Genomic DNA, 16356 nt, shown 5'->3' with positions numbered 1-16356 from the left:
CAGGCCCTTCAAAAAATGGACAGGGTTAGAAACCTTCGAGAACGATCTTGCCCTTGGCCTTGCCGCTCTCGATCACGGCGTGGGCGCGGCGCAGGTTTTCGGCGTTGATCGCGCCGAAGTGCTCACCGAGGGTGGTCTTCAGCACGCCCTGGTCAATCAGGTCGGCGACGCGATTGAGCAGCTCATGCTGGGCGATCATGTCCGGGGTTTCGTAGAGCGAGCGGGTGAACATCAGTTCCCAGTGCAGCGACAGGGCCTTGCGTTTCATCGGGACGACGTCGAGGGATTTCGGGTCATCGATCAGCGCCAACTGGCCCTGTGGTTTCAACGCCTCAATCAGCTGCGTGAAGTACGAATCAGTGTGGGTCAGGCTGGCGACATGGCTCACCTGACCGACGCCGATCTGATTCAGTTGCTCGACCAGCGGCTGGCTGTGATCGATGACGTGGTGGGCGCCCAGGCTTTCGACCCATTCGCGGGTTTCCGGACGGGACGCTGTACCGATCACGGTCAGTTTGGTCAGTTGGCGGGCCAGTTGCACCAGAATTGACCCGACGCCACCACCGGCACCGATGATCAACAGGCTGTCACCTTCGCCGCCGCCTTCTTTAACGCCCAGACGGTCAAAGAGCAATTCCCAGGCGGTGATCGAGGTCAGCGGCAGCGCGGCGGCGTGGGCGTTGTCGAGGCTCTTGGGTTTGTGCCCGACGATGCGCTCGTCGACGAGGTGGAATTCGCTGTAGCTGCCCGGACGGGCGATGGAGCCGGCGTAGAACACTTCGTCCCCGGCTTTGAACAGCGTGACGTCCCTTCCCGTTTCGCGAACGACGCCGACGGCGTCCCAGCCAACCACTTTGGGTTCGGTGACGGCAGAGCCAGCGCGGATTTTGGTGTCGACCGGGTTCACCGAAATCGCTTTGACTTCGACCAGCAAATCCCGAGGGCCGGGCGTTGGCTTGGGCAGGTCCATGTCCAGCAGCGCGTTGGGGTCTTCAATGGGCAGACCGTGCTGGGTGAAGGCGATGGCTTTCATGGCGATCTCTCTAGTCAGTGGACAAAAGGTGGCTGAAACGTTGGACCCATCTTGTTCTTGTTCGTTGGGCAGAAAAACCCGCAGAATCCGGCAACACTTTCACGGCTGGAGTGAAAATGATCCGCATCGACGACCTGACCCTCTTCGTCCGCACCGCCGCGCTGGGTAGCTTTTCCAATGCTGCGCGGGAGGTGGATCTGTTGCCGGGGCAAGTCGCCGCGGCCATCAAGCGCCTCGAACGAGAGCTGGATATCCGCCTGTTTGCCCGTTCGACGCGCAGCCTGCGCCTCACCGCTGAAGGCGAGCAGTACCTGCCGACCGCCCAGACGGTGCTCGATGCCTTACGGGATGGCCGGGAAAAGCTGCAGCGGGAAAGCGCTGAGCTGCAAGGTACGCTGCAAGTGGCGGCGCCTTCGGATCTGGGGCGAAACATGCTGCTGCCCTGGCTGACGGATTTTCGCAGTCAGCACCCCGCGCTGAATCTGCGCCTGTTTATCTCCGATCAAGTGGCCGATCTGTTTCGCGATCCGGTGGACGTTGCGATTCGCTACGGCGTGATCGAAGACGCTAACTACATCGCGTTGGCGCTGGCGCCGTGGAATCGCCGAGTGCTGGTGGCATCGCCCGAGTATCTGGCGCGCAAGGGCCGACCCGTGGTCTCCGACGACTTGCTGCGCCATGAGTGCTTGCTGTTCACCCTGGCGGGGCGGGTGTACGACAAATGGCGGCTCGGTGGCCGGGTGTTCTCGGTGTCAGGCCCGTTGCTCACCGATGACGCTGATCTGGTGAGACGCTGGGTGGTGGCGGGGCAGGGTGTGGCGTACAAGTCGTGGCTGGATGTCTGCGAGGACGTGCGCGCCGGGCGGCTGGAACTGTTGCTGCCGGATTACCCGGGCGAGCCAACCCCGCTCAACCTGGTCTGCCCGCACCGCAAACAGTTTTCCCCGGCGGTGCAACAGCTGCACTCGCTGTTGAAAAACCGCCTTGCCGGCATGGAAAAGGGGTTGCCGGCGTTGTTGTGAGTGCTGTCCAACCCTCTGCGTCCATGGCGCAACTCTCGGCACAATGATGTCCCTGTAGGAGCGTGGCTTGTCCCGCGATCGGCTGCAAAGCAGCCGTAAATTGACTACCTCGGGAAACCTTCCACACCGAGATGACAGGTTTTGCGACGACTTCGTCGCCGATCGCGGGACAAGCCACGCTCCTACAAGACGCGCGCGGCTGCTCAATGCGAATGCCGCGGCTCGCCGCTGCGTGCAATCACCCGCAAATGCAACGTCGCCGGCTCCAGGCATCCGCCGGTGGATAATTGCCCCACCAACTGCCGATACAGCTCCTGCCACGGGGTTTGCGAGGCCGGCATCTTCGGCTCGAACAGCGCGCGGCGTGCGGCCATTTCCTCGTCGCTGACCAGCACGTTGACGCTGCGGTTATTCAAATCCACGCGCAGCCGGTCGTTGGTTTTCAGCAGCGCCAGGCCACCGCCCACCGCTGCTTCTGGCGACATATTCAGGATCGAAGGGCTGGCCGAGGTGCCGCTCTGCCGGCCATCGCCCAGGCACGGCAGCGAATCGATGCCTTGTTTGATCAGCGCAGACGGCGGCGCCATGTTCACCACCTCGGCGCTGCCGGGATAACCGACCGTGCCAGCGCCACGGATCACCAGAATGCAGCGCTCGTCGATTTCCAGCGAAGGATCGTTGATCCGCGCGTGGTAGTCCTCCGGGCCCTCGAACACAATGGCCCGCGCCTCGAAGCTGTTCTCGGCGCCCGGCTCGGACAGATACGTTTTACGGAAGGCCTCGCCCACCACCGACATCTTCATGATCGCGCTGTCGAAAAAATTGCCGCTCAACACGATAAAGCCCGCGCGGTGTTTGAGCGGGGCTTCGTACGGACGAATCACGTCGGTGTCGTGGGCGACGGCGTTGCGCACGATGTCACCGATGGTTTTGCCGGAGACCGTGCCGCAGTCTTCATGCAGCTTGCCGGCCTTCTGTAGCTCGTGCATCACCGCCGGCACGCCGCCTGCGCGGTGGAAGCCTTCGCCCAGATACTTCCCGGCCGGCATGCAATTGACCAGCAACGGCACGTCTTCGCCGATGCGCTGCCAGTCGTCGAGGCTCAACTCGACGCCCATATGCCGGGCGATGGCGATCAGGTGCGGCGGGCAGTTGCTCGAAGCACCCAACGCCGAAGCGACCGCGATCGCGTTTTCAAAAGCTTCGCGGGTCATGATCTGCGATGGGCGCACGTCTTCGCGGACCAGATCGCAGATGCGCTTGCCGGTCATGTACGCCATCTGCCCGCGCTCGCGGTACGCCGCCGGAATGCTCGCGCAGCCGGGCAGCGACATGCCCAGTGCTTCGGCCAGCGCGTTCATCGAAAGCGCCGTGCCCATGGTGTTGCAGTGGCCGACCGACGGCGACGCGGCGGTGGTCATTTCCATGAAGCCTTCGTAATTAATCTCGCCGGCCGCCATTAAATTCCGCGCGTGCCACAGCACCGTGCCGGAACCGATCAATTCGCCCTTGTGACGACCGTCGAGCATCGGCCCGCCGGACAACACGATGGCCGGCAGGTCGGTGGTCGCCGCTGCCATCAGGCAGGCCGGCGTGGTTTTGTCGCAACCGGTGGTCAGAACCACACCATCCAGCGGGTAGCCGTGAAGAATTTCCACCAGCCCGAGGTACGCCAGGTTTCGGTCCAGGGCCGCGGTCGGCCGGCGCGTCTGCTCGGCCATCGGGTGCACCGGAAACTCCATCGGAATGCCGCCCGCATCGCGGATGCCGGCTTTGACCCGCTGGGCGAGCTCAAGGTGATGACGGTTGCAGGGCGCCAGATCAGAACCCGTCTGGGCGATGCCGATGATCGGTCGGCCCGATTGCAGCTCCTCGCGGGTCAGGCCGTAGTTCATGTAGCGCTCGACGTACAGCGCCGTCATGTCAGCGTGTTCCGGATCATCGAACCATTGCTGGCTGCGAAGGGGGCGTTTCGGCGTGTCGGACATGGTTCGGGTCTCTCTTGGAATTAGGTGTGCTGCGTAGGTGTTCAGCGTTACAACAAACCGCGCACGGCAAGATTGCGTATCAACGCGCCGACGCCGAACCTCCACGGCGCCGCGTCACTGCTGTGGGTCACCTCATTGTGCAGCCCGCCGAGCAGGCTGCTGCTGATACTGACCTGATCGCCCAACTTGTGGGTGAAACCACCGCCGGCATGGTCACGGTCGGCGGTCGGGGCGAAGAGGGTACCGAGAAACAGCAGGAAGCCGTCCGGGTATTGATGGTTGGCGTTGAGCGCCTGTCCAGCAATGTCGGCCGGATCGCGGCTGATCTGCGACATCGAGCTTGAGCCTTTCATCACGTAGCCGTCATCGCCTTTTACCTGCAGATCGACCACGCAGTTGCGCACGTCGTCCAGGGAGAAGGTTTCGTCGAACAGCCGAATGAACGGGCCGATGGAGCACGAGGCGTTATTGTCCTTTGCCTTGCTCAGCAGCAGCGCGCTGCGGCCTTCGAAGTCACGCAGATTGACGTCGTTACCCAAGGTCGCGCCGTGGATGTGCCCGCGGCTGTTCACCGCCAGCACCACTTCCGGCTCGGGGTTATTCCACTCGGATTTCGGATGAATGCCCACCTGGCTGCCGCTGCCCACTGCCGCCAGCACCGGCGCTTTGGTGAAAATCTCGGCGTCCGGGCCGATGCCGACTTCAAGGTACTGCGACCACATGCCTTGCTCGATCAGCAGCGCCTTGAGTGTGCGGGCTTGTTCGGAGCCCGGTTTGATGTTGCGCAGGTTGTCGCCAATCGCGTTCTGCACGATGGCGCGCACGCTCTCCGCCTTGGCCGGGTCGCCCGCCGCTTGTTCCTCGATCACCCGTTCGATCATGCTCGCCGCGAAGGTGACGCCGGCGGCCTTGATCACTTGCAGGTCCGCCGGTGCCAGCAAGTGTGGTTTGTTCGGATCGGGCGTTGCGGTCGAATTCGCCAGCAATTCTTCGAGACTGGCGACGCGCGTACCCTGGGCTTCGCGAACGGCGGCCAATGGCGAGTCGACCTCCAGCAAGTCGCTCAACGTGGCGAAGCTCGACGAAAGATCGAACACCCCGTCGCTGCGCACCACCACGGGCGACGGGCCGCCAACTTTACCGGGCACCCAGGCGCGGCCGATCAGCGTGCCATTCAGGCCGTCGGCGGGGAGGGTGTTTTCGGGAGTGAGCTGAATCGGCATGGTGAAGTCCTCAACGCTTTTTATGATTTATCAACGACCCTAATCAGCGCCGTCGATAAACTCCAATGACATCTGCTCAAGAATCGATAACATTGGGTTATCGCTTATTGAGGCCGCGCTCATGTCGGACATTTCATTTTCCACGGTCTGTAACTGGCTCAAGTTCAAGCATCTGGTGCTCATCGAAACCCTCGCGCGCACTCGCAACATGCACGCGGCGGCGCAACACATGAACCTCAGCCAACCGGCGGTGAGCAAAATGCTGCGCGAGATCGAGCGGCTGCTGGGTTTTGATGTGTTCGAGCGTCTGCCGCGGAACATGCCGCCGACCGCCCTCGGTGAACACGTGGTGCGCTATGCGCAGATCGCCCTGAACGACGCGAGCAAGTTCGTTGATCAGATCAGCAGTCTGCGCGAGGGCGGGCATGGTTTCCTGAAGGTGGGGGCGATCTTCGCGGCGACCGCGGTGGTGCTGCCGGAAGCCATCGTGCAGTTGAAAGCGCGCTGGCCGCTGCTGTCGATCGAGGTGGTTGAGCAGACCAGCGACCATTTAATGGAAATGCTCGACGACAAGAAGCTTGATCTCGCGGTGGCGCGCTACACCAACGAAAACCAACAGCAGGTGTATGACTTTCAGGCGCTGGCGCCGGAGCCATTCTGCATGGTCGTCAACAGTCGTCACCCGCTGATCGAATTGCCGCAGACGCCGCTGCAAGCGCTCGGAAACTGGCCATGGATTCTGTATCCGCTGGGCACGCCCATTCGCGCACGGATGGAGCAGGCCTTCGCCAAAGCCGGCATCCCCACCCCAAAGAACACCATCGACACCATCTCCATGCAGACCTTTCTCCAGGTGCTGCAGGCAGGGCCGATGATCGCCATGTTGCCCGCCTCGATGGCGCAGCCGCATCTGGATTCCGGCTTGCTGAAAGTGCTGAATACGCCGCTGAAACTGGCGCCCCAGGATTATGGAATTCTCACCCGCCGTGGTGAGCCGTTACTCGGAGCTGCATCGGAGTTTGCCGAGATCCTGCTGGCAAATGCGCGGCTGGCCCATCAATAGGCGATAACGCGGCGTTATCAATCAATGGAAACAAGTCATTATCCTAATCAATGCCGTTGTCAGTAACATCGGCCCGTGTTTCGACCCTCACATAACAACAATACAGGCGCCCTCGAGTGCCTGGAGGTCCCACCATGGAAACCGTTTCCCAGCGCCTGCCCGAGTCCTCGGGTCCCGGGCACGCCAGCTTTGAAGACCGCACCTACCGCAAAGTCATCCTTCGCATCCTTCCCGTCCTGCTCCTGTGTTACATGGCGGCGTATCTCGATCGCGTGAACATCGGCTTCGCCAAGCTGGACATGCTCAACGACCTGCAATTCAGCAACACCATCTATGCCCTCGGCGCGAGCATGTTCTTCTGGGGCTATTTCCTCTTCGAAGTCCCGAGCAACCTGTTGCTGCATCGCTTCGGCGCAAGGTTCTGGATCGCCCGGATCATGCTCACGTGGGCCATCGTGTCCATGGCCGTCGCGTTTACCGTGCCGCTGGCGAAGTTTTTCCACATCGAGTCGGAAACCATGTTCTACGTGCTGCGCTTTTTGCTCGGCATCTGTGAGGCAGGCTTCTTTCCCGGCGTCATCCTTTACCTCAACTACTGGTTTCCTACCCGTCGGCAAAGCCGGGTGATGGCAGGTTTCCTCATGGCGATGCCCATCAGTCTGACGCTGGGCGGTGTGATTTCCGGCTGGTTGATGACCCGAATGCAGGGCGTCAACGGCATGGCCGGCTGGCAGTGGCTGCTGATCATCGAAGGCCTGCCTTCGGTGGTGATGGCATTCGTGGTGCTGGCGTTCATGGCCAATAACATCGACGCGGCCAAATGGCTGTCGCCTCAGGAAAAGGCCATGCTCAAGGCCAATCTGGAGAATGACAGCAAAGGCAAGGCGACGAATTTGCGCGAGGTGTTTTTCAACGGACGCGTGTGGCTGCTGGTGCTGATCCTGCTGACGTTCAACACCGGGTTCTACGGGCTGGCGTTCTGGATGCCATCAATCATCAAAAGCGCCGGCGTCTCCAACCCGATGGACATTGGCCTGCTGACGGCCATTCCCTATGGCATCGCCGTGATCGCCATGACCCTCAACGCGCGGCACTCCAACAAGACCGGCGAGCGCCGGTGGCACGCAGCGATTCCGGCGATCATCGGCGGCATCGGCTTGATCCTCAGCGCCTACTTCGCCAGCAACGTGGTGCTGTCGATCATCTTCCTCAGCGTGTCCGCGTCCGGCGTGCTGAGCCTGATGCCGATCTACTGGACCCTCCCGGGCACCGTGCTGTCCGGCGTCGCGGCCGCTGCGGGGATCGGCATGATCAACGCCATCGGCAACCTGTCAGGCTTCACCGGTTCGATGATCACCGCCGTCGCCGAGAACCTCACCGGCAACATCAACAACGGCACCTACGTGCTGGGCGCCTGCTTGTTCATCAGCGCCGGACTGATTCTGTCGATCCCACGGGCGATGCTGGGCAATCACAAAGCCGAAGCGCCTGCGCGGGGCGAGGTGCTTTCTCACGCGTAGACGAGAATCAGGGCCTGCCATCGCCAGCCGCGATGGCAGGCTCGTCATTGCCTGATATACGCCGCTCACGGTCACTCCTAGCATCGGTCGCACATGACCTCGCCGCCGGCGAAATGGAGAAGACCTTGTGAGAAATTTCCGGATTGGCCAGATCGTCCCCAGCTCCAACACCACCATGGAAACCGAGATCCCGGCAATGCTCACGTCGCGGTACGCCCTGTTTCCTGACGAGCGCTTCACCTTCCATTCTTCCCGCATGCGCATGATGAAAGTCAGCCCCGAAGAACTGAAGAAGATGGACATCGACAGCGACCGCTGCGCCCTTGAGTTGAGCGATGCGCGGGTCGATGTCATGGCGTATGCCTGCCTGGTGGCAATCATGTGCCAAGGCGCCGGCTACCATAAAGTCTCCCAGGAGCGCTTGAGCAAAACCGTCGCCACCAACGCCTCCGACGCACCGGTGCTCAGCTCGGCCGGCGCGCTGATCGACAGCCTGCAGATGCTCAACTACAAGAAAGTGTCGATCATCACGCCCTACATGAAGCCACTCACCCAACAGGTCATCGACTACATCGAAGCGGCCGGAATCGAGGTGGTGGACGCCATCAGCCTGGAAGTCTCCGACAACCTGCAAGTCGGTCGCCTCGACCCGATGGATCTGGTTTCCCACGCCGACCGGCTCAACATCGGGCAAGCCGATGGCGTCGTGCTGTCGTGCTGCGTGCAGATGCCGTCGCTGCCCGCCATCCAGATCGTACAGGATCGGCTGGATAAGCCGGTGCTGTCCGCGTCCGTGGCGACCGTCTACCAGATGCTTAAAACCCTCGGCCTTACAGCGCAGGTTCCCAACGCCGGCCATCTGTTATCCGGCGCGTTCTGAGGCGATGCCTGACGGGGTACTATGGCGGCCACTCAGGCCAGCACGCCCGGTACCCCACATGAAACTCGACCCTGTCTCGCTGCGCCTCTTCGTCAGCGTCGTCGAAGAAGGCACCATCGCTGCCGCTGCCAAGCGCGAACACATCGCGGCGGCGGCCGTCAGCAAGCGGCTCAGCGAACTGGAAGAGCTGCTCGACTCGCGACTGCTCACCCGCACCAATAAAGGCATCACGCCGACCGACGCCGGCCTGTCGCTGTTGTTCATGGCCCGCAGCGCACTGAACAACCTTAACGACATCGTCCTGCAGATGCGCGACTACTCCAACGGCACGCGCGGCTCGGTGCACGTGCTGGCGAACATCTCCGCGATCACCCAATTCATGCCCGGCTTGATCAAGTCGTTCATGGCGCTGTACCCGCTCATCAACATCGTCCTCGAAGAACAACAAAGCCTGGCGATCACCAAAGCCGTCGCCGAAAACCGCGCCGAGATCGGCATATTCACGCGCTTGCCCCATGGCGCCGACATCGAGGTCTTCCCGTTCCGCACTGATCGCCTCGTATTGATCGTGCCCAACGACCACCCGCTGGCAGGCCGCGAATCTGTTCGTTTCAGCGACACCCTCGACCACGAATACGTCGCCCTGCGCAGCGGCACCCACCTGAATTTCCAGCTGATCAAAGCCGCCAATGACCTCGGCCGCTCCCTGAGAATCCGCATGGAGGTCGCCAGCTATGACGCTTTGAGCCTGATGGTTCAGGCAGGCGTCGGCATCGGCGTCATGCCCGAGGGCAGCGTAGGGATTTACCGCATGGACGGTGCGAAAGTGGTTCAGCTGGAAGAGGAATGGGCCAGTCGCGAACTCAACGTTTGCGTGAGGTCGCGGGAAGGGTTGTCGGTGGCGGGGGCGTTGTTTTTGCGGCATGTGTTGGCGGGGTGAGGTTGATCGCCGGTATCCTCGACCATCGCCGAACGGACCCTATGACATGCTGATTTTTGATTGCACCCAGCACGCCGCTGATTTCTTCTCCAAGAAAGTGAAGGGCAAAATCATCAGCGCTGTGCAGCCCGCCGCCGCTGCCCAATCGCTGGAAGCGGACAGCGCAGCCCACGAGCGAGTGGATCGCTGGCAACTGCACGTCACCAAATTCGGCAGGACCCATGTCCTGCTCGCCATGAAAGTCGACACGCGCTACGCGATGATGTTTGTGGGTCTGAAACCCAACGACGTGCAGGGTTTTCTGCAGCAGTTCAACGCTCGATACCTTCTTGAAATGCTTGTGTTGGCGGGTAATGTTCGCGGGCAAATTCCGCCTCAGGCTGAGCTCCAGCGACACGTCGACGTGTGGGAAGAAAGCCTCCAACCCGTACATTTTTTCAAGCGTAGCGACCGAAGCGTTCAGGCGCATATCAATGATGTGCTCTACATGGCTGCATACGATGCCTACGAAGGAGAAGGGCTGCCAGTTGAGTCGCCGGATCTCATCGCTTTCGGTGAGGTGCCCAACGGGATGTTTCGAACAATCAGGGGCGGGGATTACTTCATTCCGGCTGAGCTGGAGCTGAAGCAGGCTTTTCCGAGGTTCGGAATGGTGATGACCGAGGTGGAGATTTCGGAGGGGTATAAGAGCTGGAGGTCACGTCGACGTGAGCACGATCCTGGGCCTGAATTTGAGGATTAACACATAGAAGATCAGGCCTTCGCGTGCAAGAAGAGCCTATGTTGAGCCATTTGAAAGAACGCTCGAATCGCTCAAAACCATGATGCAGCCAGTGTAAGGAAGCACAGATGAACAGACTTGAACGGATCAAAGGCTGCCTGCTCGGCGGCGCGGTGGGCGATGCGCTGGGTGCGCCGGTTGAATTTCTCAAATGGAACGACATCCACGCGACATTCGGTGCGCGTGGCATCGTCGATTTCGCCCCGGCTTACGGCCGCGTGGGCGCCATCACCGACGACACGCAAATGATGCTCTTCACCGCTGAAGGCCTGCTGCGCGCCCATGTGCGCGGTATCTCCCGCGGTATTTGCCACATACCCGGCGTCATTCACCACGCTTTGCTGCGCTGGTTGATGACTCAGGACTACTCGCCTGCCATCACAAGCGTCAGCCTGGATGGCTGGCTGGTGAAGGAGCGCGAGTTGTGGTCCCGCCGCGCGCCGGGCCTCACCTGTCTCAGCGCATTGAAGGCCAGTACGGAATTTGGCTCCTTCGCCCAAAACGACAGCAAAGGCTGCGGCGCCGTCATGCGCGTTGCGCCGTGCGCATTCTTCCGCAACGCCTTCGACGTCGCCGCTGACTCCGGCCGTCTGACCCACGGTCACCCGACGGGCTACATGGCGGGCGGTCTTTTCGCCGACATTCTCCAGCGCATCGTCGACCGCCAGGACAGTCTGGATGACGCCATTGCCAAAAGCCTGGCCGAGCACGGGGACAAACCTGGAATGGAGGAAACCCGAGCGATCGTCGAGCGCGTGCTCTTCTTTAGCTACGAAGGCCACCGCCCAGCCCCCGAGCGGATCGACGAACTGGGCGGCGGATGGATCGCGGAGGAAGCCTTGGCCATTGGCATCTGGTGCGCACTGACTGCGACATCGTTTGAAGACGGCGTGATCAATGCCGTGAACCACAGCGGGGACAGTGACAGCACCGGGCTGATTGCCGGGCATTTGCTGGGTATTCAGCACGGCGTTGAAGCGATCCCGGATCGCTGGCTTGCGCCGCTTGAGTTGCGTGGGGTGATTGAGGCGGTGGCGGAGGATATAGAGCGGGTGCCGAGGGTGTTTACGGTTTATGGCGGGGAGTTTGATGACGAGATTTGGGAGCGGTATCCGGGGGGTTGAGTGGTGCCAATTGAACGGGTCAGCTACGGCAAGGCAATCAATTTGGTCAGCGGCCTGCTGACCAAATGTGAGCGCTCTACAAGCCTCACATTCTTTTGCCTGGCTAGCGGATTCCGAATGCTGTGCCTCGGTATCATACGCTCGGCAGGGGACTGTTTTTTCAAACATGTATTGGCGAAATAAGGCCAATCGCCGGTACCCTCGGTAGTTCCTCAACGAAGTAGCTCAAGCGTTTTTTTTCAATACAGAAGGATCTGACTTTGCCCATCAAAACGGATATTTGGACCGTAGATGCTGCGCCCGCCAAACTCATACCGAGTAGGTTGCCAAGCGAGCAGTTTCTCGAAGAGATGATCGTGAGTGCGCCGGACATCCTCTCGGACGAGTGGATGCTCATCGGACGGCAAGAAAGTACCGGCATGGGCGGAAGAATCGACCTGCTTGCAGTTGCTCCGGACGGTGCGCTAGTGCTGATTGAGCTCAAACGGGATCGTACTCCTCGTGAGGTCGTTGCACAGGCGCTTGATTACGCCGTCTGGATTGAAAAGTTACGCAGCGACGAAATCGAATTGATCTACAAACGTTTCCGGCCGGGACGCAGCTTGGGCGATGACTTCCGTCAGCGATTTGGGCGCATGCTGGGTGAAGGCGATCTGAACAACAGCCATCAGTTGATCATTGTCGCCACAGAACTGGATGCAAGCAGCGAGCGCATCGTTTCCTATCTAAGCGAGCGAGACATCCCGATCAACGTCCTGTGCTTCCAGATCTTTCAGGCTGGCGAGCGTCAACTGCTCAGTCGGTCGTGGCTGCTCGATCCTGCGCAGACTCAGGTCAATGCAGCATCAACGGGCGAGTCTCAAAACGAACCGTGGAATGGTGAGTTTTATTGCTCCTACGGGGTATCAACGGCGCGCTCGTGGGATGACGCTATCGAATTCGGATTCATCTCTGGTGGCGGCGGAAGTTGGTACAGCAAAACCTTGCGCGTACTTGCACCAGGCGACCGCATTTGGATAAACGTTCCGCAGCAAGGTTACGTCGGTGTATGCCGGGTCATCGCCGCCGCGGCTCCGGCCAGCGCGTTTACAGTCATGAGGGACGGCGTTGATGTCCCGGTACTGGAAGCGGCGACACGCGGCAGTTATCACGTTGAATTTTTCGATGACCTGGAACGGTGCGAATACTTCGTTGGCGTTGAATGGTTGCAGACGGTCCCGCTTTCGCAAGCCGTGCGCGAGGTTGGATTTTTTGGTAACCAGAACACCATATGCCGTCCTAGTACCCCGAAGTGGCGATGGACGGTAGAGCGATTGAAAACCTTTTTTCAAAGGTGTGATGAGGGCGGCCTGGGCAGTGGTGAGTCCCGTTAACTGGGTTGCTGCTGAATCGGTCTTATGAGGCGGCTCATGAGTAGCTACATGCATCTGCACAGCTTTATGTACGAGGTCGGCGAAGGCGTTGGCGAATTTTTATTAGCTGAAGAAAAGGCAGCGTTCCAACCGCTTAATCTTCCAGAGATCGTAAGAAAATCTTTTGGTAAAGGCGGGATCGTGGAGCTTGTCCACGCCGTAATTCTGAAGCGGCAGATTAGGTCCTACATTAGACGATACATGACCGATGACGGGTTGGCGTATGTGTACCCTCCGTTCGGCCAGGAAACGTCCTTCGCAGAAGACTATTTTGAAGGTGATCTTTACGATTTCCTGTCTAGCGTCTTGGTCTTGCTGGATGCCGAAATCAAGGTGAGGCGAGGAAGGCTCCTTCGGCTCTAATCGTGCCGTTGACAGGCTATTTATTTATCCAAGGCTGAATATGCGATACACATACCTATCTGGATTCATGTTTTCTGTCGGCGATGCCGTAGGCGAGTTTCTAACCGAGGAGGAAAAGACAGAATTCGAACCCCTCACGCTGCCCCAGATAGTCAGCGAATACATCGGCGACGGCTTTCTGGATTTGCTGCATGCGATCTTGTTCAAAAGGCAAATAAAAGTCTATATCCGAAGGCATATGACGCCCGAAGGGTTGGAGTACGTCGACCCTCCATTTGGTCAAGATACTTCCTTCGCCGAAGACTACTTCGAAGGCGATTTGTATGTATTCCTGACCACCGTATGCGCATTGCTCGACGGCGAAATCAAAACCCGAAGAAAAAAACTTTTCGGATTCTGATTGGGAGATATGCATCCTCAAGCCTCTACTGGATCGTCTGTCGCAACGCTTCGCGGGTCAAGAAGTGCTACGGTAGTCGCCTGTATCCAACCCAGCCGACTTCAAAATCTTCAGAATCACCAGCAGTCAGCGACAGTTGTTGCCTTTTTTGCAACAACTGCCTGACGTTGCAACTCGCTGCTGTCAAAGATGCTTTTCAGGTGGCGCGAGATAACCGATTTTTCTCGCGCAAACAGCACGTGTACTCCACCGAATGAGAGGTGAGAAGGTGGCTGTGAGACTGCTTCATGGTTTTCGAGTTCGCACTCCCCTAGCATGGAGCCGTTGACGCCCCTGCGCGGGGTTTCTAAGTAAGCCCAAGACAATTGGGCAGCAGGCTGCTGCCCAAACAGGCCAACAGATCCGAACCGGGCCCACGCAACACTGAAAGATCCATAGCCCTTCATTTTCCTTGGTTTGATCCACGACGCGTGGAACGCAAAATCGCTGTTCTGGGGCGTGTTCAAAAGTGCGCGGCAATGAAAGTGGCCGACGCTGCGGCGATGGCCTATCTCGCCTCCAGCAACCGCCGCGCAATCTCATCCGTCTCCATCACCGAGATCTCCTGCACCTCCCCAAACTCCGTCCCCCCGCCCTCCAGCGTCCCCGCCACATGAAAGTGCACATGCCCGATCGCCTGTCCCGCCGGCACGCCGTTGTTCTGCCAGACCGCAATCCCGGCTTTCCCATACGCCTTTTCAATCAGCCTCGCCGCATTGCGCACTTCAACCGCCACCGCCGCCACTTCCTCGTCGGTCATTTCCAGCAACGAAGGCACGTGGCGTTGGGGCAGCACCAGCACGTGCGGATGACCCCGTTGTTCGCGGGTCACGAAAGTCGCGGTGTGCGTTGTGCAGGAGAGGATGGTGTAGGGCCGTTTGCCTTTCAGGTACGCGCAGAACGCACAGTCGGAGTTGTCCGGCATGTCCAGGCTGGTGTTCGCGCTCATGATGACCTCAATGACGAGAGGAAGGACTGCAGCTCCAGACGATCAAGTTTTCGATAGTCGTCGGGGCGCACGACGATGCGCAGTTCGTCGCAGACCTTCGAGTTGCGGGAGGCGAACATGAATGACAGCAGGGTGAAGCGGATGGCGTCCTGGGCGGGCAGCACGCTGGACAGTCGCGCCTGTCCGCCGCCGATCACCGGGATAGAGATCGTCCCGCCGTTGCCGCGTCGGGACACTTCGGCCCACAGCGCGAGCAAGCCTTTCCACACTTTGTCTGGCGTGGAGCGCGCGACGTTCTGGGCGTCCATTTCGCAGTAGGCCAGGAAGAAGATCAGCCGGTGCGCGTGCTTGAGCGTGGCGATGGTGCCGACGCCGTATTGCACGTGCTTCCCTGGCTTGTTGAGTGTGCCGACGCAGGGCGTGTTGACCAGGGCGTCGTCCAGATGACGATCAAGTTCTTTCAGGTCGCCGCCGTAGAGCACCTGCAATGCCTGGCCCTGCAGACTGGAGGTGGCAATGATGTTCGGCGTTTCCGTGTCGAAGGTGTCATTGGTGCCGATCACCAGATGGCCGTCTTCCTTAAGAAGGTCGCCGGGCACGATGGTGATCCGCGTTTTCGGCGCGTTGTATTCCTCGGCAATCGGGCGCGGCCATGCTTTGAAAAGCGCAACGGAAACAGACGCCACGATGATCGCTATCAGGATGCCGAAGCCTTCCATTGCGTGGCTACCGGGGTAAATGACGTTGAAGGTCTGCATGATCGTCGACAGTCCGCCGACGCAGGCGAACAACGCCACCAGAAAGTGGCGCCAGAAGCGCCACGTCCGCATATCCTGAAGAATGGCCATCACATGCCCAGCTCGTTGTAGATTCTCCCGACATACCGATGGGGACCCTGCATCTCGCTCTTCGCGTAGCCTTCGACGTAGTTGTCCAGCGCGTACTGAATGATTTTGGGCTGGAAAGACACCGAAACGTTGAAGTGTTTTTGATCGATCAGCGGCTGGGGAATGTTATCCATGACGATGTTTCTGCTCTGGCAGAGATTGGCGATGACAATAGGAAGATCGAGTTCGAGAACCACCTCGATTTCATAAGCAAGAAAAGAATCCCCGTCGCCGCCTTTGCGACGGCCATCTTCGCTGCCCAGAAAGATGACTTGTTTGGTGTTGTTGAGGCGCTCGCGCAGTCGGCGTTTGATGGTCTCGGGCGAACTGCTGTCCCGTGCTTCGAACAAGTCATGGGCATTGAAAAAGTCGAAGTCGATTCTCTCGTTCTGTTTCCAGGCTTTCATCAGCCAGTAATGCTTGATGTCTTCACTGGCGAAGGCGATGTAAGTCTTGTTGCGATAACTCATGATGAACTTCCTGTAGTAAAGCGGAGGCGGTTGTCTGCTTCGTTGATCAAAGCGCTCATTCCATTGATTGCCGATTGACGCGCGCGCGGAGGCGCCGCGTGGATTAGCGGTTCGACGTATTCATGGGAAGTTAAAAAGCCGGCTTGTGGGCGGCTTTTCTAGCGTCCATCAAAGTCTGCAATCATCTGGAGGCGCCGCATAACATGCCTGTAAATAGAGGCTTTGGTGCTTATTTACGTCTATTGCTTGCCAGTGCCCGCCA

Annotated in this window: 16 protein-coding genes; 10 read left to right on the top strand and 6 right to left on the bottom strand. The window is 59.5% G+C overall.

Features of this window, described 5'->3' with window-relative positions:
* Positions 1-25: 25 nt before the first annotated feature.
* The gene (locus BBI10_RS10280; protein WP_065988420.1) at positions 26-1033 is read right to left on the bottom strand and encodes a zinc-binding alcohol dehydrogenase family protein; all 1008 of its coding nucleotides are present in this window, start codon (positions 1031-1033) and stop codon (positions 26-28) included.
* A 116-nt stretch (positions 1034-1149) separates the two neighbouring features.
* Here BBI10_RS10280 and BBI10_RS10275 point away from each other — a divergent pair, with 116 nt between their 5' ends.
* Entirely contained in the window at positions 1150-2055 is a 906-nt protein-coding gene (locus tag BBI10_RS10275) for a LysR family transcriptional regulator (protein WP_065988419.1), read from the top strand.
* Positions 2056-2258: 203 nt separating this feature from the next.
* Here the strand turns inward: BBI10_RS10275 and BBI10_RS10270 are convergent, their stop codons facing one another.
* Both BBI10_RS10270 and BBI10_RS10265 read right to left on the bottom strand, forming a co-directional pair.
* Entirely contained in the window at positions 2259-4043 is a 1785-nt protein-coding gene (locus tag BBI10_RS10270) for an IlvD/Edd family dehydratase (RefSeq protein WP_065988418.1), read from the bottom strand.
* Positions 4044-4090: 47 nt separating this feature from the next.
* The gene (locus BBI10_RS10265) at positions 4091-5266 is read right to left on the bottom strand and encodes a fumarylacetoacetate hydrolase family protein (protein WP_065988417.1); all 1176 of its coding nucleotides are present in this window, start codon (positions 5264-5266) and stop codon (positions 4091-4093) included.
* 121 nt (positions 5267-5387) lie between these two features.
* Between BBI10_RS10265 and BBI10_RS10260 the strand changes: the two genes are divergently transcribed.
* From BBI10_RS10260 to BBI10_RS10220, 9 genes are all read left to right on the top strand, one after another.
* Positions 5388-6329: a LysR family transcriptional regulator gene (locus BBI10_RS10260; RefSeq protein WP_065988416.1), complete on the top strand. Its 942-nt coding sequence runs from the start codon at positions 5388-5390 to the stop codon at positions 6327-6329.
* A 134-nt stretch (positions 6330-6463) separates the two neighbouring features.
* Positions 6464-7849 (top strand): MFS transporter, encoded by a 1386-nt coding sequence (locus BBI10_RS10255; protein ID WP_065988415.1) that lies wholly within the window; start codon positions 6464-6466, stop codon positions 7847-7849.
* A gap of 127 nt (positions 7850-7976) precedes the next feature.
* On the top strand, positions 7977-8729 hold the full coding sequence (locus BBI10_RS10250) for a maleate cis-trans isomerase family protein (RefSeq protein WP_065988414.1): 753 nt from the start codon (positions 7977-7979) through the stop codon (positions 8727-8729).
* A gap of 58 nt (positions 8730-8787) precedes the next feature.
* A complete protein-coding gene (locus BBI10_RS10245) occupies positions 8788-9669 on the top strand; it encodes a LysR family transcriptional regulator (RefSeq protein WP_065988413.1) in 882 nt (293 codons plus the stop codon).
* Between the two features lie 46 nt (positions 9670-9715).
* The gene (locus tag BBI10_RS10240; protein WP_065988412.1) at positions 9716-10411 is read left to right on the top strand and encodes a DUF6933 domain-containing protein; all 696 of its coding nucleotides are present in this window, start codon (positions 9716-9718) and stop codon (positions 10409-10411) included.
* 107 nt (positions 10412-10518) lie between these two features.
* Complete coding sequence (locus BBI10_RS10235) at positions 10519-11574, top strand: ADP-ribosylglycohydrolase family protein (protein ID WP_065988411.1); 1056 nt, start codon at positions 10519-10521, stop codon at positions 11572-11574.
* Between the two features lie 260 nt (positions 11575-11834).
* Complete coding sequence (locus BBI10_RS10230; protein WP_065988410.1) at positions 11835-12947, top strand: endonuclease NucS domain-containing protein; 1113 nt, start codon at positions 11835-11837, stop codon at positions 12945-12947.
* Between the two features lie 36 nt (positions 12948-12983).
* Entirely contained in the window at positions 12984-13349 is a 366-nt protein-coding gene (locus tag BBI10_RS10225) for a hypothetical protein (protein WP_065988409.1), read from the top strand.
* Between the two features lie 40 nt (positions 13350-13389).
* Positions 13390-13749: a hypothetical protein gene (locus tag BBI10_RS10220; RefSeq protein WP_065988408.1), complete on the top strand. Its 360-nt coding sequence runs from the start codon at positions 13390-13392 to the stop codon at positions 13747-13749.
* A gap of 547 nt (positions 13750-14296) precedes the next feature.
* Here the strand turns inward: BBI10_RS10220 and BBI10_RS10215 are convergent.
* The 3 genes from BBI10_RS10215 to BBI10_RS10205 are packed head-to-tail and all read right to left on the bottom strand — an operon-like array spanning position 14297 to position 16094.
* Entirely contained in the window at positions 14297-14737 is a 441-nt protein-coding gene (locus BBI10_RS10215; protein ID WP_065988407.1) for an HIT family protein, read from the bottom strand.
* On the bottom strand, positions 14734-15585 hold the full coding sequence (locus BBI10_RS10210) for a macro domain-containing protein (protein WP_065988406.1): 852 nt from the start codon (positions 15583-15585) through the stop codon (positions 14734-14736). Before BBI10_RS10210 ends, BBI10_RS10215 begins: the two co-directional genes overlap by 4 nt.
* Entirely contained in the window at positions 15585-16094 is a 510-nt protein-coding gene (locus tag BBI10_RS10205; RefSeq protein WP_065988405.1) for a TIR domain-containing protein, read from the bottom strand. Before BBI10_RS10205 ends, BBI10_RS10210 begins: the two co-directional genes overlap by 1 nt.
* Between the last annotated feature and the right edge of the window lie 262 nt (positions 16095-16356).

Source organism: Pseudomonas graminis (assembly GCF_001705435.1).
Taxonomy (GTDB): domain Bacteria; phylum Pseudomonadota; class Gammaproteobacteria; order Pseudomonadales; family Pseudomonadaceae; genus Aquipseudomonas; species Aquipseudomonas graminis_B.
Note: the sequence above shows the minus strand (reverse complement) of the source record. Positions and strands in the feature narration are given on the sequence as shown.